The following is a 24517-nucleotide window of genomic DNA, read 5'->3' on the forward strand; positions in this document are numbered from 1 at the left end:
AACGTTGACGCAAGATGACTACCGACGACGCCGGCGACCCCGCCGGCACCACCGTCTACGATCTCGATTCGGGCTGTACGATAGCGGACGTCGAGGAAGGGAACCGCTACCTCGCCACCGTCAACGGCGTGGTCGACTACGGCGTCTTCGTCGACCTCTCCGACCACGTCTCCGGGCTCGTCCACGAGTCGAACCTCTCGGGGACGTACGCCGTCGGCGACGAACTCGTCGTCGAACTCGATCAGGTCCGCGACAACGGCGACGTGGCATTCGACGCCGTCGACGTCGACGGGTACGACGTCGAGTCCGTCGGCCACGAGTACGACGTCGCGGACGCCGACTCGCTGGAGGACCGCGTCGGCGAGACGGTCACGCTGGAGGGCGAGGTCGTACAGGTCAAACAGACCGGCGGCCCGACGATCTTCCACGTCCGCGACGAGACGGGCATCGTCCCCTGCGCGGCGTTCGAGGAGGCGGGCGTCCGCGCCCACCCCGAGATAGACGTCGACGACCTCGTCCGCGTCGGCGGCGACGTGGAGCGCCGCGAGGACGCCATCCAGGTGGAGGTCGACACGCTGGACGAACTCGACGGCGACGACGCCGCCGACGTCCGCGACCGCCTCGACGCCGCGCTGGCGGAGCGCGCCGAACCCCACGACGCCGAGCCGCTCGTCGACTGGCCGGCCTTCGAGAAGCTCCGCCCGAACCTGCGGGAGGTCGCGCAACTGCTCCGCGAGACGGTCCTGGAGAGCCGCCCGATCCGCGTCCGCCACCACGCCGACGGAGACGGGATGTGCGCCTCGGTCCCCGTCCAGTACGCGCTGGAGCGGTTCATCGAGGACACCCACGAGGACCCCGAGGCCCCGCGGCACCTCCTCAAGCGCCTGCCGAGCAAGGCCCCGTTCTACGAGATGGAGGACGCCACCCGCGACCTCAACTTCGCGCTGGAGGACCGCTCCCGCCACGGTCAGAAGCTCCCGCTGCTCCTGATGCTGGACAACGGTAGCACCGCCGAGGACGTGCCCGCCTACGAGAACCTCGCGCACTACGACATCCCCATCGCCGTCGTCGACCACCACCACCCCGACCCCGACGCCGTCGAGGACCTCCTCGACGCCCACGTCAATCCGTACCTCCACGACGAGGACTACCGCATCACGACGGGCATGATGTGCGTCGAACTCGCCCGGATGATCTACCCCGACATCGAGGACGAACTCCGCCACGTCCCCGCCGTCGCCGGCCTCTCGGACCGCTCGAAGGCCGACGCGATGGACGACTACCTCGAACTGGCCGCCGAGGAGGGGTACGACGAGGACACCCTGCGCGACATCAGCGAGGCGCTCGACTACGAGGCCCACTGGCTGCGCTACGACGACGGCCGCCACCTCATCAACGACGTGCTGAACGTCGACTGCGACGACGAGCAGCGCCACCGCGAGCTCGTCGACTTCCTCGCCGACCGCGCCCGCGAGGACGTCGAGGACCAGCTCGACGCCGCCATGTCCCACGTCGAGCACGAGGAACTCGACAACGGCGCGCACCTCTACCGGATCGACGTGGAGAACCACGCCCACCGCTTTACCTACCCCGCGCCGGGCAAGACGACGGGCGAGATCCACGACCGCAAGGTCGAGGAGACGGGTGACCCCGTGATCACCATCGGCTACGGCCCCGACTTCGCCGTCCTACGCTCGGACGGCGTCCGCCTCGACATCCCGACGATGGTCTCCGAACTCGACGAGGGGATCGTCGGCGGCGGCGTCAGCGGCGGCGGCCACCTGGTCGTCGGCTCGATCAAGTTCGTCCAGGGCCGCCGGGAGGAGGTGCTCGACTCGCTCGTCGGGAAGATGGCCGCCGCGGACATCGACGAGGAGCTGTCGAGCACGCTGCAGCGCGACTAACCGAACGCGACTTTTCGCCGCGCGTACAGCGCCGCGGCGACCGACGCGGCCGCAACTGCACCGGCGACGCCGACCGGGAGTCGCCACGCGCCCCCGCGCCAGTCCGCCCGGAACAGCCGCGCGTAGTACGCGCCGACGTCGTCGCCGACGAGCACCAGCGCCACCTCGCGGTTCTCCCGCAGCGAGTTGTTGTTCCAGTTGACGCTGCCGAGCACCACGCGCCGCCCGTCGACCACGACGCCCTTGGCGTGGATTTTCCCGTAGCGCGACCGCGGGTCGGCGACCCGGGCTTCGAGGTCCAGCCCCTCCCGGTCCGCGAGGTCGTTCAGCCAGCGGACCAGCGCGCGGTTGTCCTCGCGGGCGTACCACGCGCCCGAGAGCAGGATGCGGACGCGGACGCCGCGGCGCGCGGCCGCGACCGTCGCCCGCACGGGCGGGGTCTCCCGCCCGCCGAGGGTCACCTGCTGGACCAGCACCGACTCCTCGGCCGCCGCTATCTCGCCGGTGATCCCCGACTCGGCGTTGTCCGGCGCGGTCAGCAGCCGAACCCCGTCGACGGTGACGTTCCGCGGCGCGAACCGCTCGGGGTAGTCGGCACGGTCGGCTCCGCCCCCCACCGGGTCGACGGCGTCGCGGTAGTCGGGCCACGGGCGCGCGTCGCGTGCCGCCCAGTCGCTGCGGAACACCGTCGCCAGTTCGGCGGCGAACTCGCCGTCCCGGACGAGCGCGCCCCAGCCGCGACTTGACCCGCCGCCGGTTCCCGCCGGCTTCCAGTTCTCCGTCAGCACCAGCGCCCGGTCGTCGACGACGGCGTACTTCGCGTGGTGGAAGCGGTAGCGCGCGTAGTCGCCGCCGACCGCCCGCACGGCGACGCCGTTCGAGGCGAGGCGGTCGAGCGCGCGCACCTGCCGCGCCGACGTCCCGCCGACCGGGCCGCCGTCGACCAGCACTCGGACGTCGACGCCGCGGTCGGCCGCCCGCCGCAAAGCGCGGACGACGCGGTCGGAGGTGAGCGTGTAACCCGCCAGCAGGATCCGGTCGTCGGCGTCCGCCAGCGCCCGGCGGGGGACCCCCGGCGAGTCGGGGAGCGCGAACGCCTCGACCGACGCCTCTCCGACCCCGGCGGGCGCGTGGTCGGTCGCGCCGAACGGCACCCACTCGCCGCCGGTCCAGCGCTCGCCCTCGGGCGCGTCGGCGTACCTCGCGCTGTCGACGGTGGCGTTTCCGCGACGGAGCGCGACCGTCTCGCCGCCGTTGGCGAGGCCGAGCCCGTCCGCGAGCGGGAGAACGGGCACGTCGGTCACGTTCCGCGCCGCGGCCGGAGCGGCACTGAACGCGACCCGCCCGGAGACGGTGCGGTTCGGGAGCGGGACGGTCGCGTCGTCGTCCGCGAGCGACCATCCCGCGAGGGCCGTCCTCTCGGGGAACTCCACGACGATGAACTCGCCGCGGTCGCCGTCGGCGACGGGGTTCGGGTAGACGGCGACGATGCGGGGCTCGGCCGGGCGGTCCGAGTTCGTGGCGTGCGCGTCCGCGACGGCGCCGCCGCTGGCCGGGGCGAGCAACGCGAGGGCGAGCGCGACGGCCAGCGCGCGGCGGAACACGGCGGGGCTGGCCGCCCCCTCGGACTTAAACCTGTAGAATTCTCAGACCGCTTTCTCTGCCTCGGACTGCACGCGGTACGCACGGTCGTCGGCGTAGTCGGCGACGACGCCCAGGGCGGCCTCGGTGCCGATCTGGTTGAGCGCCCACGCCGCGCTCGCACGGACCGTGTCCGAGTCGTCGTCTTCCAGCACGTCCGCAAGCGGCTCGACCGCGCGGGTGTCGCCAAGCAGGCCGAGTGCGCGGGCGGCGTGGCTCCGGACCGTCTCGTCGTCGGCGACGAGGTTGTCGGCGATCGGCTGGGTCGCCTCCTCGCTGCCGATCTCGCCGAGCGCCTTCATCGTCACCGTCTGGAGCCCGGGGTTGCCCTCGTCGTCGACGTAGTCGACGAGCGTATCGACGGCCTCGTCGCTGCCGATCTTGCCGAGGATCTCGATGGCGTCCTTGTCGCGCTTGCCGGCCCGCTGGAGCATCGGGTCGACGGCCTCCTCCGGGGCCATCCGCTTCAGGGCGTCGAGCGCGTTCTCCTCCATGAAGTCGGAGTCGAACGTCTCCAGCGCGAGCAACACCATGTCGGCGCGGCCGCGCTTCGTCCAGACCTTCATCGCGCCCCACTCGGGCGGGTAGTCCTTCCGGTGGTCGAGCACGTCGTAGTACCCCTGCGCCTGGAGCTGCTCGCGCACGGAGAGGTCGTCCCACGTCTCGGCGGCCTCCAGGTCGTCGGTCAGCTCGCCGGTCGCCGCCAGCAGGTCGGCGATCGTCTCCGCGTCGTCGTCGGGGTCGAGGTCGGCCGTCTCGACGGCCGCCCCGGTGTCCTCCAGCGCGGCGGTCAGCCCCTCGATCGAGGTGTCGTCGACGGCGAGCGACTCGTCGAGGATCCCGTCGACGGTCTCGACGAACGACTCGACGGCCTCGGCGACCTCGTCCTCGCCGCGGTCGGTCCACTCGGTGTCGGCGACCGTGGACTCGGCGTCGTCGATCTCGCCGACGACGTCCTCGGCGTACGGGCCGCGGGCCTCCTCGAGCTGGGATTCGAGGTCCTCCTTCTCGCTCGCCAGCTCCTCGGCCGGCGGCTCCTCGTCCTCGTCGTCGGGTTCGGGCAGGTCGGCCGCGTCGAGGTCGGCTTCGAGGTCCTCGATGTCGGCCTCGACCTCGTCCAGTTCGGCCTCCGTCTCGGCGTCGTCGAGGCGGCCCCCGATCGCTTCGAGGCGCTCCCGGAGCGAGTCGACGGTGACCTCCTCGGTCCCGTCGGCGGCCTCGTCGGCCGAGTCGCCCCCGTCGTCGCTCATGGGGACACCTCCTGAGTCTCGTTCCGACCGGATTCGCGGCGCGCGGCGACCGCCGTCGGCGCACTCGGGTTCATATGTCCGAACTCCGTTCCTACGCCCCCTAAGCGTTTCCGTTCGCGGCCGGGTCGCCCTCGCGCCAGTAGAACCGCGGGCTGAGCGTCAGGTACGCGAGCCCGAGCGTGAGCAGGGCGTAGGGGAACGCCATCCCGGCGAACTCCGGGAACAGCACCGCGAGCGAGTGGACGACGCCCATCAGGAGGGCATCGCGGGCGAGCAGGTCGGGGTACCGGACGGTCGACACCATGAGGTAGACGAACACTGCGGTCCCGGCGAGCAGCACCTGCGGTTGCGCGACCCCCGCGAGTACCGCCGACGCGAGGATCGTCGCCGCGAGCGTGCTCGGCGCGCCCTCCGTGTGCTTCGCCGCGGTGTCGAAGGCGGTGTACATCCCCAGCCGCGTCACCGCCATGGCGACGAACAGCGCCGGCAGCCCGACCGCCAGAACGGTCCGCGCGGTCGGGTCGGCGACGGAAACCTCCCACGCCTCCCCGACGACCGCGACGACGACGACCGCCGGGGCGACGGCGAAGGAGGCGACGTCGGCCAGCGAGTCGAGGTATTCGCCGGCGGCGGAACTGCCCGCCCACCGGGCGACGACGCCGTCGAGCCCGTCCGCGACGGCGGCGAGCAGCACCAGCCGCGCCGCGAGTTCGGGGTCCCCCGGCGCGACAACCACCGCGACGAACCCGACCATCGCGTTCGTCACGGTCACCGCGTCGGCGAGGCTGAGTCGCCCGACGAACCGGGGTTGCATATGCCCGGGGTTGCGTGGGGCGTCCTTACGTTTTTATGTTCGACCGCGGCCGCCGCGACCGAACCGGCGAGCATTTGTCCCCGCCGTCCCGAGTCGGGGGTATGAAGCGCCGCACGTACCTCGCCGGCCTGAGCGCCGGGAGCGCGGCCGGCCTCTCCGGGTGTCTCGCGAGTCTCGGCTCCGCCGGCGACTCCTGTGACGGGAACTGCGACATCGGGATGACCGCGGTGGACTTCGACCCACAGGAGTACGAGGTGAGCGTCGGCGACACCGTCACCTGGAAAAACACCAGTTCGAAGGGCCACACCGTCACCGCCTACGCGGATCAGATCCCCGACGACGCCGACTACTTCGCCTCCGGCGGCTTCGACTCCGAGGACGCCGCCCGGGACGGTTGGCAGCAAAACGAGGGGGTGCTCACGTCCGGCGACACGTACGAGCACACCTTCGAGGTCGCCGGGGAGTACGACTACGTCTGTCTGCCCCACGAGAACAGCGGGATGGTCGGCACGATAATCGTCACCGAGTAGCGGGCGCGGGACCGGACGGCTACTCCTCGTCGCCGACCTCGACCTGCGTCGGCGAGATGTCGATCACGTACCGGTTGGTGTCGTCCGCCCGGTCGTCGGGGTCCTCGTAGTCCCCCCGGTCGCCGGCGTCGGCGTCGTACAGGAACACCGCGTAGTTGGTGTGACTCCCCCCACTGCTGTCGAGTTCGACCAGCACGACCGCCTGGCTCTCGTCCAGGTCGAACTTGTTCCCCGTGTACAGGTCCTCGTCGTAGGTGTCGAGCACGTCCTTGATGCCGGGCTGCCACCACGCCGTGTTCAGTTCGGCCGGCCCCGGCAGGTCGTCGTCGTCGGTGTAGATCCGGTGGTCGCTGTCCGAACTGTTGTCGGTGCTGTCTATCCGGGTCGTCGTCCCGTTACAGGTGGTGTGGGCGTACGTCTCCCCGCCGTGGTCCTCCGTGACCCCCGTCGACGTTCCGTTCGTACAGTCGACCGACTGCGCGGAGAACGAGACCAGCGACCCGACCGGGACGTTGTCGACTCTGAAGGCGACCGACGTGTTCTGCCTCGGGTCGTTGATGCCGGTAGCGCCGCTGTCCAGGGAGTCGTTCGCGTTGACCGTCTCGTTGTAGCTGGCGGGGTCGAGCGGGTAGCTCTGTCCGCCGATGCGGACCGACGTCGAGACGTCCTTGTGCTGGACCTGCCGGAAGCGGTCCTCCGTCACGTCGCCGGCGATCTGGTCGAACCGTTCCTCCAGGTCGTCGGCGTCCTCGACGTAGAAGTACTGCCCGCCGGTCGTGTTGGCGACGTCCTGGAGGAGTTCCTCGTCGGCCTCGTCCCCGAGCCCGATCGTGTACACCGTGACGTTGTTCGCCGCCGCGTCCTCCGCGGCGTCGTAGGTCTTCTGGTCGGTCGCGCCGTCGTTTTTCCCGTCGGTCAGGAGCACGACGACGCGTTCGGCATCGGCCGGCCGGGGGCTGTCATCGAACTCGTCGAGCGCCCCGTAGAGGCCCGCGCCGATGTCCGTGCCGCCGTTGGCGTTTCCGCTGAGGCTTCCGTTCACATCGCTGAAGTCGTGCGTGAGCTCCTCCCGGAGCGTCGCCTCGCTGTTGAACTCGACGGCCCCGGCGCGGTCCTGTTCGGACTCGTTCAACGCCGCGGAGTTGTTGAGCGCGCCGATGAAGCTCTTGGCCGCGTCGACGCGTTTCTCGTCGGGGTCGCTCCCGACGGGGCCGTACTCGGCGTCGCGTATCTCGACGGGGTCGCCTATCGCGTCCTCGGACACCTCCTGGCCGGGGTTGGCGACCACGGTCCCGTAGATGGTCTCAGCTCGGACCTGCTTCCCGCTGGGGACGGTGTACTCCGTATCGTCCCACCAGCTGGGCCCGCCCTCGTCGACGTTCGCCCACGCCACTTCGTCCCGCGGCACTTCCTCCCAGTCGCTCGTCCCCTGCCATGCGCTGTAACCCTGGTCCATCGACCCGGACTCGTCCAGCACGAACATCACGTCCAGCGGCTGGCGCTCGCCGGCGGTCCGGTTGACGACCACTTCCTCGGCGACCTGGGTGCCGACGAGTTCCAGCGTCGCCGAGGAACTGTTCACGCGCAGCGCGTTCGCGTCCTCGGAGACGACGCCACAGCCGAACCGGCCCTGTCCCTCGGTGCCGGGACACTGGTCGGCGAAGTCGGGGACGTCGTCCTCGTCGGTGTCGGTGCGGTTCGCCAACAGGCCGTCGGCCACGTCGTCGATGGGCAGTTGCCCGGTCCGACGGTTGTCGCTGTCGTCGTTTAGCGTCGCCGTGACGTTGTACGTGCCGGGCGCGCCGGGGTTGGTCACTTTCCCGTCCTTGCCGTTCCGCGTCTGGCTGCCGTACTCCAGCATGAGCGTGTCGTTCGTTCGGATCTCGACGGAGTCGTCGAACTGGAAGCCGATGGTCCCGTCGCTCGTATCGACGTTGTAGCTACTGAGGTTGGACTTCAGGTTGACGACGCCCCCGTCCTCGCGGTAGATCTTGGACTGCTCGGGGTTGATCTGGCCCTTGCCGTTTCCGACCATGTTCGACAGGTCGGTCTCGCCCTCCTCGTACTTGATCTCGACCGCTTCGAGCGTGTTGCCGGTTATCTTGTCGTCCCCGACGTCGAACGTCAGTTTGTGGCTGGTCTCGGCCCCGGCGGTGTCGTTGACGGCCACGAGCAGGTTGTCGGGTTCTTCCCGGGTCCGGTTGTCGACGGTCCGGCCCATCGGCAGGTCACGGGCGATCACCGTCTGATTCCCGTCGTAGACGTTCACGGTGCCGGCGTCGCCCATCCGGTCGTCGAGGAACCGGCCCCAGGCGTCGTAGTAGGTGCTGCCCCGGACGACGATGGTGAGGCTGTCGACCTGCGTGACGTTCGAGGCCGCGTCGTCCCGGCAGAACATCTCCCGTTCGATCTGCTTGCGGCGCTCCATCGACCGCGTCTGGTTCACCGAGGCGGTCGTTCCGCCGGCGTCGACCCTGCCGGAGAGGTTCGCGATATTGAAATCGAACGTGCGGCGTTCGGTCCCGTTTATCTCCTCGGTTCGGTAGGAGAGCGCGGGCGGCGAGACCATCGTGCTCCCGCTTCCGCTCGTCCGCCAGACGCCGCCGGCCTGGTATGCGACGTGTTCGCCGGCGTCGTTTTCGGACCGGAATGCACTGAGCGTGAGGTTCGTCGTGCAGGTGCGGGTCGCCCCGACCGGGGTCCGCCCGCGTATCTTGAACGACATCGACCCGTCGGTCCGGATCGAGACGTTGTCGCCCTCACCGACCCGCAGTTCGGTCGACCCCTCGCCGTCGGCCGCGAGCGAGGACAGGTCGGACCGGACCTCCTGCATCGACATCTCCGCGGACCGCATCTCGCTCTGGTCCTCGATCCCGTTGAGCGCCATGCCGCCAACGAGAAAGACGAGCGTCGCACCCGTCACGACCATCCCGAACAGCAACACGATACCGACTGTGTTCGAGATGGCCCGCTCGCCGGAGTCGTTCCCTGTCCTCATATCCTGTTCTTACGGGAAGAACAACAGTCGGTATAATAAACCTACCGTCGGGCAGTAATGAACGTAGAGCCCGTGAGAAGGAGTTTATCGCAGCGCAGCCGGCGGCCCGCCGGGCAGCCGGTCGCGGTCATGAGGGGCGGTGAAATCCACGTCGGGACCAGCGGGGACGAGCCCCGAGGGATTGAGGTCAGTGTGGGACCGGTAGTAGTGTTCCGTGATGTGGGCCATGTTCACCGTGTCGGCGACGCCGGGGAGCTGGTACAGTTCGCGCAGGTACGGCCAGAGGTTGTCGTAGTCGGCGATCCGACGGACGTTGCACTTGAAGTGGGTGTGGTAGACCGCGTCGAACCGGACGAGCGTGGTGAACATCGCCACGTCGGCCTCGGTGAGGCGGTCGCCGGCGAGGTAACGCTGGTCGGCGAGTACCTCGTCCCAGCGGTCCAGCGCGTCGAACAGGTCCGCGACGGCCTCGTCGTACGCGCCCTGGGACCCCGCGAAGCCGGCGCGGTAGACCCCGTTGTTGATCGGCTCGTATATCTCGTCGATGATCCGGTCGACGTCCTCGCGGTAGCCTTCGGGGTAGAGGTCGACGTCGTTGGTCGCGTACTCGTCGAACGCGACGTCCAGCATCCGCATGATCTCCTCGGACTCGTTATTGACCACGGTCTCGCGCTCGCGGTCCCAGAGGACCGGCACCGTCACGCGGCCGGTGAACTCGGGGTCGGCCGCGGTGTACACCTCGCGCAGGTAGTCCGAGCCGTGGATCGAGTCCGGCGTACAGCCCTCCTTTCCTGGCGCGAACTCCCAGCCGTCGTTCCTCCGGTGCGGGTCGACGACGTCCACCGAAACGGCGTCGTGAAGTCCCTTCAGCGCGCGCGTGACGAGCGTCCGGTGTGCCCACGGGCACGCCAACGAGACGTACAGGTGGTAGCGGCCCGCCTCGGCCGGGAACTCGGCGTCGGGGTCGGCCTCGATCCAGTCGCGGAACGAGGTCTCCTGTCGCTCGAACTCGCCCTCCTCGTTCGTGGACTCGTAGGCGTCGGTACGCCACTCGCCGTCGACGAGCATGTTCATGACCCGAAGTTGGCGCTCGCGACGGTTATACTCCCTGCCGACGGCACGCCCGGCCGGTAGCCCGCCGGACGAATCGGCCGAATTGGGCGGGTAACCGGCGGCTACTCCCCGCATCAGAGAATTATAGGTCGGGTAACAATTACGGCGGGCGTGTCGGTTCCGGGTAGGAAACCGATGCCCAGGTTCAAAACGGTTCTCGGCGTGCTCCTGTTGCTCGCGCCGATGCTCGGGGTCCTCGTTCTCGCGCTGGCGTAGCTACCAGTCGCCCTGAAACATCGGGCGGAGGCCGGCCTCGTCGGCGAGTTCCGCGACGACCGTCCGGGCCGACGCGGCGTCGAGCGTCGCGAGCAGGTGGTAGCCGTTCGCGAGTTGCTCGGTCGCCTCCATCGGTGCGCCGTTCGGATGCATCGGGTCGTGGTTGAGCACGGCGCGGCCGTCGTCGTCCGCCGCGTCCGGCCGCCACGGGAGCGTGAGTCCCGCGGCCAGCGCGTGTCGCTCGATCAGGTACTCGACTGCCGCCGCCGTCGCCCCGACGGGCGTGTCGGTGCCGACCGCGCCGACGGACGTGCGACCGCTGAAGAACCGGACCACGTACTCCCCCGAATCCTCGTCGCTCGCCGGGTCCGGCCGGTCGTCGTCGGCGGTCGGGCCGGCCGCTGAGTCGCTGCCTGACGCGGCGTCGACGCGCTCCCCGCCCTGCTGTGGTGCCCCGTCTGAGGCCGGCGGCTCGGAGCCGTTCGCGTTCCCGCGACGCTCGGTCGCGGGTCCGTCCCGGTCGGTCGCGTCCGAGTCGGGCCGCTCCCCGGCGAGCGCCGCCAGGAGGTCGTCGAGGAACCGGTCGACGGCCGCGGCGAGGTCGTCGGCCGCCGCGCCGTCGGCCGCCCCGACGAGCCGGTCGGTCACGTCGGCGGCCACCTCGTCGCGCCGCGCCGCGATCCGGTCGGCCGCCGCCCGTCGGTCGGCCGCGGTCCCGACGCGCGACTCGGCGGCCGAACGGGTGTACGGCGCGACCGCGTCGGGCCGGTCGGGCAGGTCGTCGAGCCGGCACTCCTCGCGGCTCCCGTCGCGGCCGACGAAGACGAACGACCGGCCGTTCGTGAGGAGGCCGCGGTCGACCCCGGCGGCGGCGAGCGCCGCGTCGAGCCGGTCGACGTCGGCCTCCCGCAGCGGCTCCCCGCAGGCGACCACGTCGACGAACACCGCCGGCCGGCCGTCGACCGAGAGGGCGTAGTTCACGGGGTCGCGGTCGGCGGCGACGTCGACCGCGGCCGTCACGGCGGGGCCGTGGACGTCCCAGCCGAGGGCGGCGAGCAGCGGCTGCACGAGCCGGAGTTCCGTGTTTCGCAGCGACAGGTCGCCGGCGTCGGCGACCGCCGCCCGCGCCCGCTCGACGTGTTCCCGGAGGTCCGGTTCGGTCATCGGTCCCCACTTTTCGGTCGCCCGTAGTAGAAGCTACGGGTAGAACAGGTCGGCGTGGTCGAACGCCCTGCCACAGTCGGGACACTCGTAGTCGGTGCCGTTCGCCGTCTCCACGACGGCTCCGCAGTCGGGGCAGTCCGAACCGTTGACGAACGTCATCCCCGGTTGCTGGGGCGCGGGACAGCAAAAGCGTTCCCCCCGGACTGCCGATAGCTTCGGCCGTCCGGCGCCCGCGGTGGCGGCCGCGCGTCGCACCTGGGAATGGGGTGCGGAAACGGCTCTTTCCCCACGGACAGTCCCTGTAATCAGCGTCTAGTCCCCGGGTATCAGACATGATAACGGTCGGTGAGGATTTATGTGGAGGTAGCATCGGTTCGAAGGTATGATAGGCGGTCTTCGTCGGATCGTACCGGCCTTTATCAGGAAGCGATACGCGCTCAAGTTCGGGATAGCGCTTCTGGTACTCGGTCTTTCCGTCGGTGCAATCGGTTACGTCGGGACAGCACAGCTACAGGGCGAGATCACCCAGAACATCAACGAGAACTACGCGGACACGGCCCAGCAGGAGGCGGCGAACCTCCGGAACTGGAACGAGCGGAACAAGATTCTGACGGAGTCGGCGGCGTCGTCCGACGCCGTCCAGAGCGGGGAGGTGCGGACCATCAACCAGGAACTCACGACCCGCTTGGGCGTCGGCGGTGAGGACGTCAGCATCGACTACGTCGACACCGTCGACGAACGCATCGAGGCGAGTTCGAACGTCGAACGGCGAAACACCACGTTCTCGGAGATAAACGAGCCGTGGACCCGAGAGGCGTCGCCGGGGATGGGGAGCGACGTTCTCATCTCCGACGTGTACACCCGGCAAACGGGCGCGGGCGATACGACGCGCGTAGTGACGTACATCCGGTCGGTCCCCCTCAGCACGGACCACGTGATCGCCTACACCTTCAGCCTCGACCGCTACGCCACGCGGTTCCAGAGCGCTGACGACGAGGACGTGCTGACCGTCGTCGCCAGCCAGGACAACCGCATCCTCTTCGACGACGCGAGCAACGCCACGATGGGCCAGTCGTTCGGCCAGCAGTACTCCGAGGACGGCTCGTTGCTCGCGAGTGCGACCACGAGAGGGAACTCCGAGGTCATCGACTGGGGCGAGGAGGGGCCGTCTAGCGTCTACGACATGGACGGCGGCGAGTACGTCGTCGGCTACGCGCAGGTCGACGACCTCGACACCCAGTGGGTCCTGATCACTCACGAGTCCACCGACAGCGCGTACGGGTTCGCGGGCGACGTCTCGGAGTACGGGACCTACGCGACGTTCGGCGGCGTCCTCCTCATCGGTCTGGTCGGCGCGGTGCTGGGCCGCAACACGGCCGCGTCGGTCGACCGCCTGACGACCAAGACCGAGCAGATGGAGGAGGGGAACCTGGACGTCGAGTTCGAGACGAGCCGGATCGACAACGTCGGCCGGCTGTACCAGGGGTTCGCGAACATGCGCGACGCCCTGAAAGAACAGATCCAGGAGGCACAGATGGCCCGCGAGGAGGCCGAGCAGGCCCGCGCCCGCGCGGAGGAGATGAACCGGCACCTCGAATCCAAGGCCGACGAGTACAGCGAGGTCATGCAGGACGCCGCCGAGGGCGACTTCACCCGCCGGATGGAGCCGGACCCGGCGAACGAGGCGATGGACGACATCGCCGCGGAGTTCAACGAGATGATCGGCCAGATCGAGGAGACGACCGAGCAGCTCAAGAACTTCGCGAACGAGGTCGCAACCTCCAGCGAGGAAGTGACCGCAAGCTCCGAGGAGGTCCGGTCGGCCAGCGAGCAGGTGACCGAGTCCATCCAGGAGATTTCCGACGGGGCCGAGCGGCAGAACGACCAGCTCCAGTCGGTGTCCAGCGAGATGTCCGGGCTGTCGACGACCGTCGAGGAGATCGCCTCCTCGTCGAACGAGGTCGCCGACATCGCCGAGCGCACCGCCGAGACCGGCCGCGAGGGCCGCGAGGCCGCGGAGGCCGCCATCGAGGGGATGCGCCAGATCGAGGACGAGTCCGAGCAGGCCGTCGCCGAGATCGAGGCCCTGGAGGCCGAGATGGAGCAGATCGACGAGCTGATCGACTTCATCGCGGAGATCGCCGAGCAGACCAACATGCTCGCGCTGAACGCCAACATCGAGGCCGCGCGGTCGGGCGAGTCCGGCGAGGGCTTCTCGGTCGTCGCGGGCGAGGTCAAGGACCTGGCCGAGGACACGAAAGACGCCGCCGAGGAGATCGAGGACCGGCTGGGCAGCATCCGCGAGCAGACCGAACGGACCGCCGAGGAGGTCCAGAACGCCAGCGACCAGGTGTCCGAACACACGGACTCCGTGGAGAACGCGGTGGACGCGCTGGAGGAGATCGCCGGCTACGCCCAGGAGACGAACACGGGCGTTCAGGAGATCAGCGCGGCGACCGAACAGCAGGCCGCCTCCACCCAGCAGGTCGTCGCCATGGTCGACGAGGCCGCGACGATCAGCCAGGAGACGACCGCCGAGGCCGAGAACGTCGCGGCCGCCGCCGAGGAGCAGACGACCGCGCTGACCGAGGTGTCGCGCAGCGCGAGCGACCTCGCCGGGCAGGCGTCGCGGCTCTCCGAGGCGCTGGACCGCTTCGACACCGACGCCGACTCCAGCTTCGAGATGGGCGACCCCGGGAACCTCCTCGGCGACGAGCCCGGTGAGGCCGCGTCGGGCGACGAGGCGGCCGCCGACCCGCTGAGCGACGACGAACTGGTTGACGACGAACTGACCGGCGACGAGTTAGCCGGCGACGACGACCTGCTGAGCAGCGACGATCCGGTGTCCGACGACGGGCCGGCCGGCGACGTCGGCGGGTCGGCCGCCGGGGTCGACCACGGGGACGATGCGTCCGGGGTCGACGGCCTCGAAGACGCCGACGTCGAGTTCCCGGAGGGCGTCGGTGCCGACGACGGCTCGCTCGGGGGCAACGCGGCCTCGTTCGACGACGAAGCAGACGCGGCCGCGGGCGACGACCCGCTCGCAGCCGGCGACGACGCGGACGATGACGACGACCCGCTCGCGCCGCCGGCCGACGAGAGCGGCAGCGACATCCCGACGGGCGACCTGGCGGGCGGGGACGACGCGGACGACGGATTCCCGCTCGACGGGGCGGACGACTCCGGTGAGGCCGACGACGGGTTCCCGCTCGACGAGGCGGACGACTCCGGTGAGGCCCCCGACGGGGACGACTCGCTGGCGCTCGGGAGCGCTGACGACGCCGGCGACGACTCCGATGAGGGCGGCGGGGAGGACCCGCTGGCGCTCGGCGGGACCGACGACGCCGGCGACGACGCGGACGACGCCGCTACCGGACTGTCGTTCGAGGCGACCGAGACCGAGGAAGCCGACGACGGCGCGGACGACGAGGACGAGTCGACCGACGACGACGGCGACGAGGACGACATGTTCTCGTTCGTGCAGGACGAGCCGAACGAGGACTAGTCGCGCCGGTAGATCCTGAGCCGTCCGTCCTGGACGGCGAAGGCGGACTTCAACTGCGGCGGTATCGTCTCCGCTTTCCCGATGACGAGATAGCCGTCGGGCCGGAGCGACCGGCCGACCGTGCGGAGGATCGGCTCCTTGTACTCGTCGTCGATGTAGATGAAGAGGTTCCGGCAGACGACGAGGTCGAAGCCCTCCTTGGGCCCGTCGTTGATCAGGTCGTGGCGCTCGAAGGCGACCCGGCGCTTGACCTCGTCCCGCACCGCGAACGTGTCGCCGCTCCGGTCGACGAAGCGGTGGTAGTTCGACAGGTAGCTCAACTGCTCGTCGATGTCGACGGTGCGGCTGCTCTCGTAGACGCCCTTCCGGGCGGCGGCCAGCGCCGCGTCGTTGATGTCCGTCGCCAGCACCGACACCGACGACTCGTCGATCCGGGGGTCGTCGGCGGCCAGCATCGACAGCGAGTACGGCTCGCGGCCGTCGGCGCAGGCGGCGCTCCAGACGGAGGTCTGACCGGACTCGTCGGTGAGTTCCCGGAGCACGTCCCGGATCCCGTCCCAGACGTCCTCGTTGCGGAAGAAGCCTGTGACGTTGATGCTCAGGGCATCGAGCAGCGCCTGCTGTTCCTCCGGGTCGCCGCGGAGCGCCCCCAGGTAGTCGTCGTACGACTCACAGCCGGTGCGGCGCATCCGCGAGGCGAGCCGGCGCTGGAGGTAGCTGTCGTTGTAGTGGCTCGTCGCGAACCCCATCTCGTCCTCGACGAAGGTGACGAGGCGGTCGTACTGGTCCCCGGCGCTCACAGTTCGGTGATGCCGTCCGCTTCCTCGTCGGACGTGCGGATGCGTAACGTCCCGTCGCCGGTGTCGAACTCGACGGTGCGCCCGCGCTGGCCGCCGACCTCCTCGGCGGCGATCGGCACGCCGAGCTTGTCGAGTTCCTCGCGGGCCGCGTCGACGTTGCGCTTGCCGACGGCCTCGCCGAAGCTATCGAACTCGAACATGTCGCTGCCGCCGGCCAGCTTCGCCTCCACGCCGGTGTAGGTGGCCCCGGACTCGACCATCTGGCGGAGCATCGCGCGGATCGCGGTGTCCGCGAACTTGCCGGGGTTCCCCCCGCTCGTCTCGTTGGCGTCGCCGTCCGGGAGCATGACGTGTGCCAGCCCGCCGATGCCGGACTCGTCGTCGTACAGCGCGACCGCGACACACGACCCCAGCCCGTAGGACTTGAGCGTCACGTCCTCCCCGGTGACGTAGAACTCCGAGATGCCGACCTGGATGGGGTCCGTCGTCGGCGCGCCCGGCTCGCTGCCGTAGGTCTTCATGGCGACTCGGCCTCGTCGACCGGGAACTCCGCGGTCGTCTTCGCGTCCTCGACCCGGTCCACGTCGAGGTCGTTGAGCGCCCGCTCCAGGTCCGCCTCGTCGGGGATGGCGTAGATGTCGCAGTCGAATTCGCGGTCGTCGGCCTCGATCTGCGTGTCGAAGACGAAGGCGTACTCCTGGTTCTCCCCGAGGTCGATGACCACGGGGTCGATGACGGCCGGGCCGACGTCGTGGACGAACTCGGGCGTCGAGTGGTCTATCGTCGTGTCGAGCACGTTCGCCCAGCCGTCGAGGAAGCCACTCGCCATGATGTTGCCCAGTTCCTTGATCGCGGAGGTGCCCATCTCGCCGAACTCGTCCTCGGGCGGGGACGGCACGGTCGCCTCGACGACCTCCCGGGCCGAGGACTCGTCGAACAGGAAGAGGAGATAGCCCGATGGCGTCCCGTCGAACGAGAAGGCGACGCCGACCAGCGGCTCGTCGGATATCTCCTCGGGGATCGTCTCCAGCGAGACGAAGTTGAGCCGGCGGATGTCGACCTCCGTCTCGATGCCGGTCAGCGTCGTCACGGCGTTTGCCACCTCCGTCGCCCCCTGCTGGGCGAGCTTGTCGAAGCCGACGAGTTTGTCGTACTCGATGCCGCCGCCGTCGCTCTGCCGGTCGAGTATCTCCGCCATCGACTCGTGCTCGGGCAGCAGGTAGTGCTTGTAGCCGATCTCCGTGTCGACGGCCTCGATCTGGCTGCGGAACAGGAGCGCCAGGTCCTCCTCGCTCGGGGCGGTGTCGAGGTCGCCGAAGAACGGCTCGGCGGTCCGCCCCTCGATGAACTCCGGCGTCGAGACGTCTATCACCGTGCCGAGCACGTCCGCCCAGCCGTCGATGAAGCCGTTGGTCATGATCTGGCCGACCTCGGTGACGGCGCTCTGGTCCATCCCCGAGAAGTCGCCGGTCCCCTGCTCCTGCAGCAGCGTCCGGGTGATCTCCTCAGCGGCCTCCCTGTCGAAGATGATGATCGAGTGCCCGGCCAGCCCGGCGCTCAACTCGACCCGGACGCCGACCTTTTCGCGGCCGTCGTCTATCTCCGCGCGGATCTCCGACCCGCGCATGAAGTTCAGCTTCGTGACGCCGACCCGGGTGCCGACGCCGGTCATGCTGGTCAGGCGGCCGGCGGCCAGCCCCGACCCTTCGCGAGCCATGCGGTAGAACGTGCCGAGTGCGTTGACATCCAGCTTCATGCGGGTTGTGCCTCGATGCTGTTGATCATTTCGACGAACTCCTCCAGGTCCGGGAACGCGTATATCTCCGCCTCGACCTCGTAGGACGGGACATGCATCTGCGAGTCGAAAAACAGGGCGAGGTCCTCCCCGCCCAGCCCGGCGGTGCGCTCGACGACCTCGTCGGCCTCGGCGTACACGAGCTGGGGCGTCGCGATGTCTATCGTGCGGCCGAGTACGTCCGCCCAGCCGTCGATGAAGCCGCTTGCCATCATGTTGCCCAGCTCCTCGACCGCGCTTCTGGCCATCTCGCCGGAGACCGACGAGAGGTCGTCGACCATGTCCGACAGCATCAGCGCCGTGATCTTCTTGGCGCTCGCCTCCGGGAAGAGGATGAGGATGTGCCCGTGGGGCGGCTCCATGAGCCTGACGCGGACGCCGACGCGACGGCCCTCGTCCAGTTGGGCCGTGATGTCCTCGACGTCGACGAAGTTCGTCTTCGTCACCTCCATCTTGGCGTCCTCGCCGGTGAGTTTGCTCATGTTGTCGGCGACGCCGTTCGTCCCGACCTTCGCCATCTCGTTGATGAAGCTCAGCTTCCGGATGTCGACCATCAGGCTCATAGTTGCCTCCGTCTGTCTCGGATCATAGTGACTCCACGTCCAGGATGTTGACCACGTCGCCCTCGCCGAGCACCGTCGCGCCCGAGAGGCCGGGTATGTCGCCGAGGACGCCCTCGTAGGGTTTGACCACGACCTCCTGTTGGCCGCGGACCTCGTCGCACTCTATCGCGACCGGGCGGATGTCGTCGCGCACCCGGACGAGCATGTGCTCCCCGCTCCGCCGCGGCCCCGGCACGTCGAGTTCCTCGGCCAGGTCCAACAGCGGGTACTCCTCGCCGTCGCGCCGGACGACCCGCTGGCCGTCGACCGTCGCCACGTCGTCGAGCGGCCCGATCTCCTGTACGTCCTTGATCGGGATCCCGTACTCCTCCTCGCCGGCCGCGACGAACAGCACGTCGGCGATGGCGACGTTCACCGGCAGCGACAGCCGGACCGTCGTCCCCTCGCCCGGGTCGCTCTCGACGGTGACGTCGCCGTCCAGTTCCTCGACGGTGCTGGCGACCACGTCCATGCCGACGCCGCGACCGCTGACGTCGGTCACCTCCTCGGAGGTGGAGAAGCCGGCGGTGAAGACGAGGTCGTACACCGCCTCGTCGTCCATCCCCTCGACCTCCTCGCGCGTCCGGATCCCCTCCTCCACGGCGGTCTCGCGGAGGCGGTCGGGGTCGAGGCCGCGCCCGTCGTCCTCCACCTCGATGACGACGCGGTCGCGCTCGCGCCGCGCCCGGAGCTCCACCGACGCCTCGGGGTCCTTGCCGGCGGCCTCGCGCTCCTCCGGCGGCTCGACCCCGTGGTCGACCGCGTTGCGCACGATGTGGACCAGCGGATCGCCGATCTCGTTGAGGACGCTGCGGTCCAGTTCCACGTCGCCCCCGAGCAGCTCGAAGTCGACCTGTTTGCCCTGCTCGCGGGCGATGTCCCGGACCGTCCGAGGGAGCCGGTTGGTGACGGTCGACAGCGGCACCAGCCGGATGTCCATCACGGTGTCTTGCAGTTCCGTCGTGATGTCCTCCAGTTCGTCCAGTTCCTGGTCAAGCAGCGCCAGCGAGTCGCCCCGCTCTATCGCCCGGCGCAGCCGGACGCGGCTCGTGACCATCCCCTCGACGAGGTTCAGCAGCCGGTCGACCTTCTCGACGTCGACGCGGACGGACTGGATCTCCTCCCCGCCGCTCGTCGGACCGCTCTGGTCGACGGCCGACCGGGGGCCGTCCCCGGCGTCGGCGTCCGCGGTCCCGGTCGACGCGGCCGCCGCTTCGTCGGCGGTGGCATCGGTTTCCGGCTCCTCTGCCACGGCGGCGTCGGCCGCCGCAGCGTCGTCCGACGCGGCGGTTTCGTCGGCCACGTCCTCGGCCTCCGCGGACTCCTCGGCCGTATCGGGCGCGTCGAACCCCTCGAACTCGCCGACGTCGGTCGCCGTGTCGACGGTCGTCCCGGTGTCGAGGTCGACGTCGCCGAAGCCGCCGGTGTCGGCGGTCCCCGTCTCTGCCTCGTCGTCGCCGAAGCCGACGTCGTCGAACGCGCCGTCCGCGTCCGCCCCGGCGTCGCTCTCCGCGGTCGCCGTGCCGGCGCCGCTCCCGGCGTCCGCCGCCTCGGCGTCGGCCTCCGCGACGGCGTCGCCGAACGGGTCGGCGGTACCGGCGTCGTCCGCGGCGACGCCTTCGTCCGCGTCGACGGTGTCGTCCCCGGAAGCGTCGTCGACGAGGTCGTCGAACGCGCCGGACTCGGGTTCGAGCCCGTCGTCCGCGTCGGCCGCGTCGTCCTCGGCCAGCGCCGCGTCGACGTCGTCCAGCGCGTCCTCGAACGGGTCGTCGTCGACGTCGGCCTCGTCGCCGAGCAGTTCGTCGAAGCCGACCTCGTCCTCGTCGTCGTACTCGTCGAACTCCAGTTCGTCGAGTTCGTCCTGCAGTTCGTCGAAGCCGACCGGGTCGACCTCGTCCTGTAGCTCCGCGAACGTCGAGGACGCGTCCTCGACTTCGTCGTCGCCGTCGTCGGTCCCGGCGTCGCCCGCCGGCTCCGCCGTCTCGGCGGGTTCGACCGCTTCGTCGGCCGCTTCGCTTGCATCGTCGGCGGCCGCCTCGCCGGCCGATTCGTCGAGCGTCGACACCTCCGGTTCGGCGTCGATCCCCTCGAACGAGCCGGCCTCGCCAAGGTCGTCCAGCCCCTCGACCTCGCCGACCTCGTCGACCATCGAGTCGAGGTCGTCGAACTGGTCGACCTCGTCGTCGTCCAGCAGTTCGTCGACGGACACGTCCTCCGGGTCCGCCGCCGGCTCGGCGTCCGCGCCCGCCTCGGGCTCGGTTTCCGCAGTCGGTGCGGCGTCGGTCGGCTCCGCCGTCTCGGCGAGGTCGTCGGCCACCGCGGTCGCGTCGGTGATGATCGCCGCCTCGACGGCGCCGACCGGGTCGAGCGCGGCGCTTATCGCCGTCTCGCCGACGGGGCTGGCGAAGGCGGCGTCGAACGTCCCGTCGTAGTCGCCGTCCGCGATGGCGTCCTCGGACGGGTCCGTGCCGAGCAGGTCGAAGGCGTCGCGGAGCGCCTCCACGACGAGGACCCCGTCGCCCGAGTCGGTCCCGCCCGCGATGTCGAGGCGGGCGTGGTACACGTCGTGTGCGTCGTCGTCAGGCGCGTCGACCGCCGAGAGCAGCGACTCCACGGCGTCGTCGTCCGGCGCTTCGATCCCGGCCTCGGGGACGTACTCCCGGAGCGACGCGATGACCGGCCCCGGGTCCGACTGCGGTTCGCCGTGTCGCCGGGTCTCGTCCAGCATCGCTTCGAGGGAGTCGACGCCCTCGAACACCCGGTCCATCAGCGTCGGGGTGACCTCCACGTCGCCGGCCCGGACCGCGTCGAGCAGGTCCTCTATCGCGTGGGCGAGGTCGCTCGCGTCGGTAAAGCCCATCGCGCCGCAGTTGCCCTTGAGCGTGTGTGCGGTCCGGAATATCTCGTCCATCGCGGCGTCGTCGTCCGGGTCGTTCTCCAGGTCCAGCAACGCGTTGTTCAGCGTCGTGATCCCTTCCTCGCTCTCCTGTACGAAGTCCCTGACGTACTCATCCATCGGTATCACCGTCCGCTGTCGCGGCGTCGACGATCCCGGCGGCCATCGACCGCGCGTCGAGGACGGCGTCGACGGCCCCCGTCTCGATCGCCTTCCGTGGGATGCCGAACACGGGGCTCGACGCCTCGTCCTGTGCTATCGTGGTCCCGCCGGCCGCGTGTATCGCTTCGATGCCGGCCGCGCCGTCCCTGCCCATGCCGGTGAGCGCGACGCCGACCAGGCCGTCGTCGACCGCGTCGGCCGCCGACTCCATGGTCACGTCGATGGCCGGCCGGACGCCGTGGCGGCGCTTTTCCTCGGTGAGTTGAAGCTGGAGGTCGTCGCCGTCCGTGGGGACCACGCGCATGTGGTACTCGCCTTTCGCGACGACTGCCTCGCCGGGGCCGACCACGTCGCCGTGGGCCGCCTCGCGCACGTCGTACGTCGAGAGGTCGTCGAGGCGCGCGGCGAGCCGGCCGGTGAAGCTCGCGGGCATGTGCTGGACGACCAGCACCCTTGCATCGAGGTCGGCCGGGAGTTCGCGGAGGATCCGCTCGACGACTTTCGGCCCGCCGGTCGACGCCCCGACGACGACGGTCGGCGGCGTCGCGGGTCGGTCCCCCGCCAGTTCGGCAGACAGGTCGCCGTCGACGGTGGGGGGCGACGCCGTCGGTTCGGCCGTCGGTTCGACCGTCGGACCGTCGACCGCCGGGGCGTCGACGGTCGCTGTGCCGCCCGACGCGGCCGCCGCCGTCTGCTGGGCGGCCGCCGCGGCGCGGTCGGCCGCGCGCTGGGCGATGACCGAGGAGAGGTCGACCCGCTCGACCGCCCGAAGCTTCTCGACGACGCGCTCGGCCAGCGTCCCCGCGTCGCCGGGGACCGTCTCGCCGCTCTTGGCGAGGAAGTCGACCGCGCCCTTCGAGAGTGCTTCGAGGGTCGCGTCCGCGCCCGCCTCCGTGTGGGCCGACAGCATGAGGATCCGCGTCGGGTTGGCCGACATGATGCGGTCGACGGCCTCGATGCCGTCCATCCCCGGCATCACGACGTCCATCGTGACCAGGTCCGGGTCGTGTTCGGCGACCGCCCGGACCGCGCTCTCGCCGTCCGACGCCTCGCGGACCTCGTAGCCGTGGTCCGACAGCGCGTTGCCGATCACCGTCCGCACGAACTCCGAGTCGTCGACAACGAGAACGCTCGTCATGCCGGAACGACGTCCGTGAGGGCCTTCCTGACGCTTGGCTCCTCGAACGGTTTCGTCACGTAGCCGTCCGCGCCGGCCTTGACCGCCAGCTTCATCTTCTCGCGTTGGCCGACGCTCGTACACATGATGACCCGCGAGTCGGGGTCGAGCTTCTTGATCGCGGCCGTCGCCTTGATCCCGTTGCATTTGGGCATCACGATGTCCATCATCACGATGTCCGGGTTCTTCTCCTTGTACAGTTTCACCGCTTCAGCCCCGTTGGACGCCTCTCCGACGATGTGGTAGTCGTCTTCGAGAATCTGTCGCAGTAGATTCCGCATAAAATGAGAGTCGTCCACGATGAGGACCCCTGTCGACATTTGTTTCACCAGGGTCGGATACAGGCAGTACGACCATAAATGCTGTCGCCCGGTTATCACAACCGATAACCGGGGCGTCCGGGCGTCGACCCGGGCAGTTCGTCGGGTCGGTCAGTTCGCCGCGGCCAGCAGCGTCCCCACGTCGAGTATCGACGTGCGCTCGGGGGCCGCGTCCTCGTCCTCGGCCGGCACCTCGACGACGGCCTTCACGAGGCTCCCCGCGGGCATCTCGAACGACGGGTCCTCCCGCCGTATCTGGCTCACCGGATACGACCTGACGCCCTCGATAGCGTCCACCCGGATGCCGGCGCTCTGGTCGTCGGCGGGCCGGTCGAACACGATGACCCGCTGGTTCTCCGGCGCCGTCCCGACGGGGACCGGGAGGAGCTTCCGTGGGTCGATGAGCGCCGTGATGTCGCCCCGCAGGTCCATGATCCCGTCGATGGCGTCCCCGGACCGCGGGACGCGGGTCCGCTCGCCGAGTTCGACGATGCTGCGGACGTCCCCCACGTCGAGCCCGTAGGTCCGGTCCCCGACGCGGAACACGAGCACGCGCTCCTGTTCCTCGGGTTCGTCGTCCCCGTCGCCGCCCTCCGGGTCCCGCTTTTCCTCGTCGAACCCGACGTCGTCGATGTCGAGCAGTTCGTCCGGCAGATCGGTGGACATCCGTTGTGACGCCTTTCGGGGACAGGCACAAAAACGTTCACCCTCGCCGGGAGGTCCGCCGACCGCTCGCCGTTGAGAAAGGTTCACGTCGCCGGACTTCGCACCCGAAAGGCGTGAGCGAACACCGCCGGATGCTGCCGTTCGACCTCGCCGACGAGCGCTACTGCGTCGCGATAGACAGGGTCAGAAACGTCCTCGAACGCGGCGCGCTCGACGCGGACGACGCGGACGGCGTCGTCGCCGGACGACTGGACGCCGACGGCCAGACGATACGGGTCGTAAACCTGAAGCGTCTGTTCGGCGCGAGCGTCGAGATCCACCGCGGCGGGGAGATCGAACCGGGCGAGCGCGTCGTCGTCTTCGACTCGCGGACGGGCGGCGAGGTCGACGCATGGCTGGTCGACGAGGTGTACAGCGCGGTCCGCATCGACGTCGCGGCCGTCGATCGGCCGTCGAACACGGTGCCCCACGTCGAGGGGGTCGTCGACGCGGACGGCGAGCGCGCGCTCTGGGTGGACGCGGACTCGATCAACGGCTCCTGACGGCCGCCTGACGCATCCGTCGGCCGGAAGATTCAATTATGATAATTGGAAACGCTTTCGACAGGATGGCGAGTAGCCGAACGAAGACGGACGATATCGGGTCGCGGGACCTCCTCGCGGCACTCGGTAGCAAGTACAGCGTCGAGATCCTCCACGCGACCCGGACGCCGACGTCGGCTCAGCGGCTGAGCGAAGAACTCGACGTGCCCATCGCGACGTGTTACCGGCGGATCGAGGAACTTGTCGAGGCCGGCCTACTGGAGTGTGAGGGCCGCAACCTCTCCGAGGAGGGGCGACGGACCAACGTCTACCGCCGGACGCTGGACGAGATCACCGTCGACCTGACCTGTGACGCCCCGACGATCACCCGCAAGGAGCGCTCCGAGGCGAAAAACCGGCTACAGGACCAGATCGACTGACCG

At 69.7% G+C, this 24517-nt stretch carries 20 protein-coding genes; 5 read left to right on the forward strand and 15 right to left on the reverse strand.

Annotation, left to right across the window (positions count from 1 at the left end; translation table 11 throughout):
- The first annotated feature begins 14 nt into the window (after positions 1–14).
- Positions 15–1904: a Hef-associated nuclease gene (locus EYW40_RS02665; RefSeq protein WP_135820073.1), complete on the forward strand. Its 1890-nt coding sequence runs from the start codon at positions 15–17 to the stop codon at positions 1902–1904.
- Here the strand turns inward: EYW40_RS02665 and EYW40_RS02670 are convergent.
- The 3 genes from EYW40_RS02670 to EYW40_RS02680 all read right to left on the reverse strand — a co-directional run bounded on the left by EYW40_RS02670 (position 1901) and on the right by EYW40_RS02680 (position 5609).
- Complete coding sequence (locus EYW40_RS02670) at positions 1901–3508, reverse strand: phospholipase D-like domain-containing protein (RefSeq protein ID WP_135820074.1); 1608 nt, start codon at positions 3506–3508, stop codon at positions 1901–1903. The two genes, EYW40_RS02665 and EYW40_RS02670, sit on opposite strands and share 4 nt — an antisense overlap.
- A 42-nt stretch (positions 3509–3550) precedes the next feature.
- On the reverse strand, positions 3551–4795 hold the full coding sequence (locus EYW40_RS02675; protein WP_135820075.1) for a HEAT repeat domain-containing protein: 1245 nt from the start codon (positions 4793–4795) through the stop codon (positions 3551–3553).
- A gap of 100 nt (positions 4796–4895) precedes the next feature.
- On the reverse strand, positions 4896–5609 hold the full coding sequence (locus tag EYW40_RS02680; protein WP_135820076.1) for a protein sorting system archaetidylserine synthase: 714 nt from the start codon (positions 5607–5609) through the stop codon (positions 4896–4898).
- 101 nt (positions 5610–5710) lie between these two features.
- Between EYW40_RS02680 and EYW40_RS02685 the strand changes: the two genes are divergently transcribed.
- A complete protein-coding gene (locus EYW40_RS02685) occupies positions 5711–6139 on the forward strand; it encodes a plastocyanin/azurin family copper-binding protein (RefSeq protein WP_135820077.1) in 429 nt (142 codons plus the stop codon).
- A gap of 19 nt (positions 6140–6158) precedes the next feature.
- On the opposite strand, the gene EYW40_RS02690 is transcribed toward EYW40_RS02685, so the two are convergent.
- The 4 genes from EYW40_RS02690 to EYW40_RS20280 all read right to left on the reverse strand — a co-directional run bounded on the left by EYW40_RS02690 (position 6159) and on the right by EYW40_RS20280 (position 11789).
- Positions 6159–9137, reverse strand: a complete 2979-nt coding sequence (locus EYW40_RS02690) for a vWA domain-containing protein (protein WP_135820078.1) — start codon at positions 9135–9137, stop codon at positions 6159–6161.
- An 84-nt stretch (positions 9138–9221) separates the two neighbouring features.
- Positions 9222–10211, reverse strand: a complete 990-nt coding sequence (locus EYW40_RS02695) for a glutathione S-transferase family protein (protein ID WP_135820079.1) — start codon at positions 10209–10211, stop codon at positions 9222–9224.
- A gap of 255 nt (positions 10212–10466) precedes the next feature.
- Complete coding sequence (locus EYW40_RS02700; RefSeq protein WP_135820080.1) at positions 10467–11630, reverse strand: hypothetical protein; 1164 nt, start codon at positions 11628–11630, stop codon at positions 10467–10469.
- A 33-nt stretch (positions 11631–11663) separates the two neighbouring features.
- Positions 11664–11789, reverse strand: a complete 126-nt coding sequence (locus EYW40_RS20280; RefSeq protein WP_259370021.1) for a C2H2-type zinc finger protein — start codon at positions 11787–11789, stop codon at positions 11664–11666.
- A 223-nt stretch (positions 11790–12012) separates the two neighbouring features.
- On the opposite strand from EYW40_RS20280, the gene EYW40_RS02705 reads away from it, so the two are divergent.
- A complete protein-coding gene (locus EYW40_RS02705; RefSeq protein ID WP_202614411.1) occupies positions 12013–15135 on the forward strand; it encodes a methyl-accepting chemotaxis protein in 3123 nt (1040 codons plus the stop codon).
- On the opposite strand, the gene EYW40_RS02710 is transcribed toward EYW40_RS02705, so the two are convergent.
- The 8 genes from EYW40_RS02710 to EYW40_RS02745 form a co-directional block, all read right to left on the reverse strand.
- A complete protein-coding gene (locus EYW40_RS02710; RefSeq protein ID WP_202614412.1) occupies positions 15132–15935 on the reverse strand; it encodes a CheR family methyltransferase in 804 nt (267 codons plus the stop codon). The two genes, EYW40_RS02705 and EYW40_RS02710, sit on opposite strands and share 4 nt — an antisense overlap.
- Complete coding sequence (locus tag EYW40_RS02715; protein WP_135820081.1) at positions 15932–16456, reverse strand: chemotaxis protein CheD; 525 nt, start codon at positions 16454–16456, stop codon at positions 15932–15934. The genes EYW40_RS02710 and EYW40_RS02715 overlap by 4 nt, the downstream gene beginning before the upstream one ends.
- Positions 16453–17691 carry a chemotaxis protein CheC gene (locus tag EYW40_RS02720; RefSeq protein WP_135820082.1) on the reverse strand — a complete coding sequence of 413 codons (1239 nt, stop codon included), beginning with the start codon at positions 17689–17691 and terminating at the stop codon, positions 16453–16455. Before EYW40_RS02720 ends, EYW40_RS02715 begins: the two co-directional genes overlap by 4 nt.
- Positions 17688–18293 carry a chemotaxis protein CheC gene (locus tag EYW40_RS02725; RefSeq protein WP_135820083.1) on the reverse strand — a complete coding sequence of 202 codons (606 nt, stop codon included), beginning with the start codon at positions 18291–18293 and terminating at the stop codon, positions 17688–17690. The genes EYW40_RS02720 and EYW40_RS02725 overlap by 4 nt, the downstream gene beginning before the upstream one ends.
- A gap of 22 nt (positions 18294–18315) precedes the next feature.
- Positions 18316–21348, reverse strand: coding sequence for a chemotaxis protein CheA (locus EYW40_RS02730; RefSeq protein ID WP_135820084.1), 3033 nt, complete (start codon positions 21346–21348; stop codon positions 18316–18318).
- Positions 21341–22528: a chemotaxis-specific protein-glutamate methyltransferase CheB gene (gene cheB / locus EYW40_RS02735; RefSeq protein WP_135820085.1), complete on the reverse strand. Its 1188-nt coding sequence runs from the start codon at positions 22526–22528 to the stop codon at positions 21341–21343. Before cheB ends, EYW40_RS02730 begins: the two co-directional genes overlap by 8 nt.
- The gene (gene cheY, locus EYW40_RS02740; RefSeq protein WP_135820086.1) at positions 22525–22887 is read right to left on the reverse strand and encodes a chemotaxis protein CheY; all 363 of its coding nucleotides are present in this window, start codon (positions 22885–22887) and stop codon (positions 22525–22527) included. Before cheY ends, cheB begins: the two co-directional genes overlap by 4 nt.
- A 111-nt stretch (positions 22888–22998) precedes the next feature.
- Complete coding sequence (locus tag EYW40_RS02745) at positions 22999–23553, reverse strand: chemotaxis protein CheW (RefSeq protein WP_135820087.1); 555 nt, start codon at positions 23551–23553, stop codon at positions 22999–23001.
- A gap of 113 nt (positions 23554–23666) precedes the next feature.
- On the opposite strand from EYW40_RS02745, the gene EYW40_RS02750 reads away from it, so the two are divergent.
- Together EYW40_RS02750 and EYW40_RS02755 are read left to right on the forward strand one after the other, a co-directional pair.
- Positions 23667–24095 (forward strand): chemotaxis protein CheW, encoded by a 429-nt coding sequence (locus EYW40_RS02750; RefSeq protein ID WP_135820088.1) that lies wholly within the window; start codon positions 23667–23669, stop codon positions 24093–24095.
- A gap of 65 nt (positions 24096–24160) precedes the next feature.
- Positions 24161–24514 (forward strand): helix-turn-helix domain-containing protein, encoded by a 354-nt coding sequence (locus EYW40_RS02755; RefSeq protein ID WP_135820089.1) that lies wholly within the window; start codon positions 24161–24163, stop codon positions 24512–24514.
- Positions 24515–24517 lie beyond the last annotated feature (3 nt).

The organism is Halostella litorea, from assembly GCF_004785955.1.
GTDB lineage: Archaea > Halobacteriota > Halobacteria > Halobacteriales > Natronoarchaeaceae > Halostella > Halostella litorea.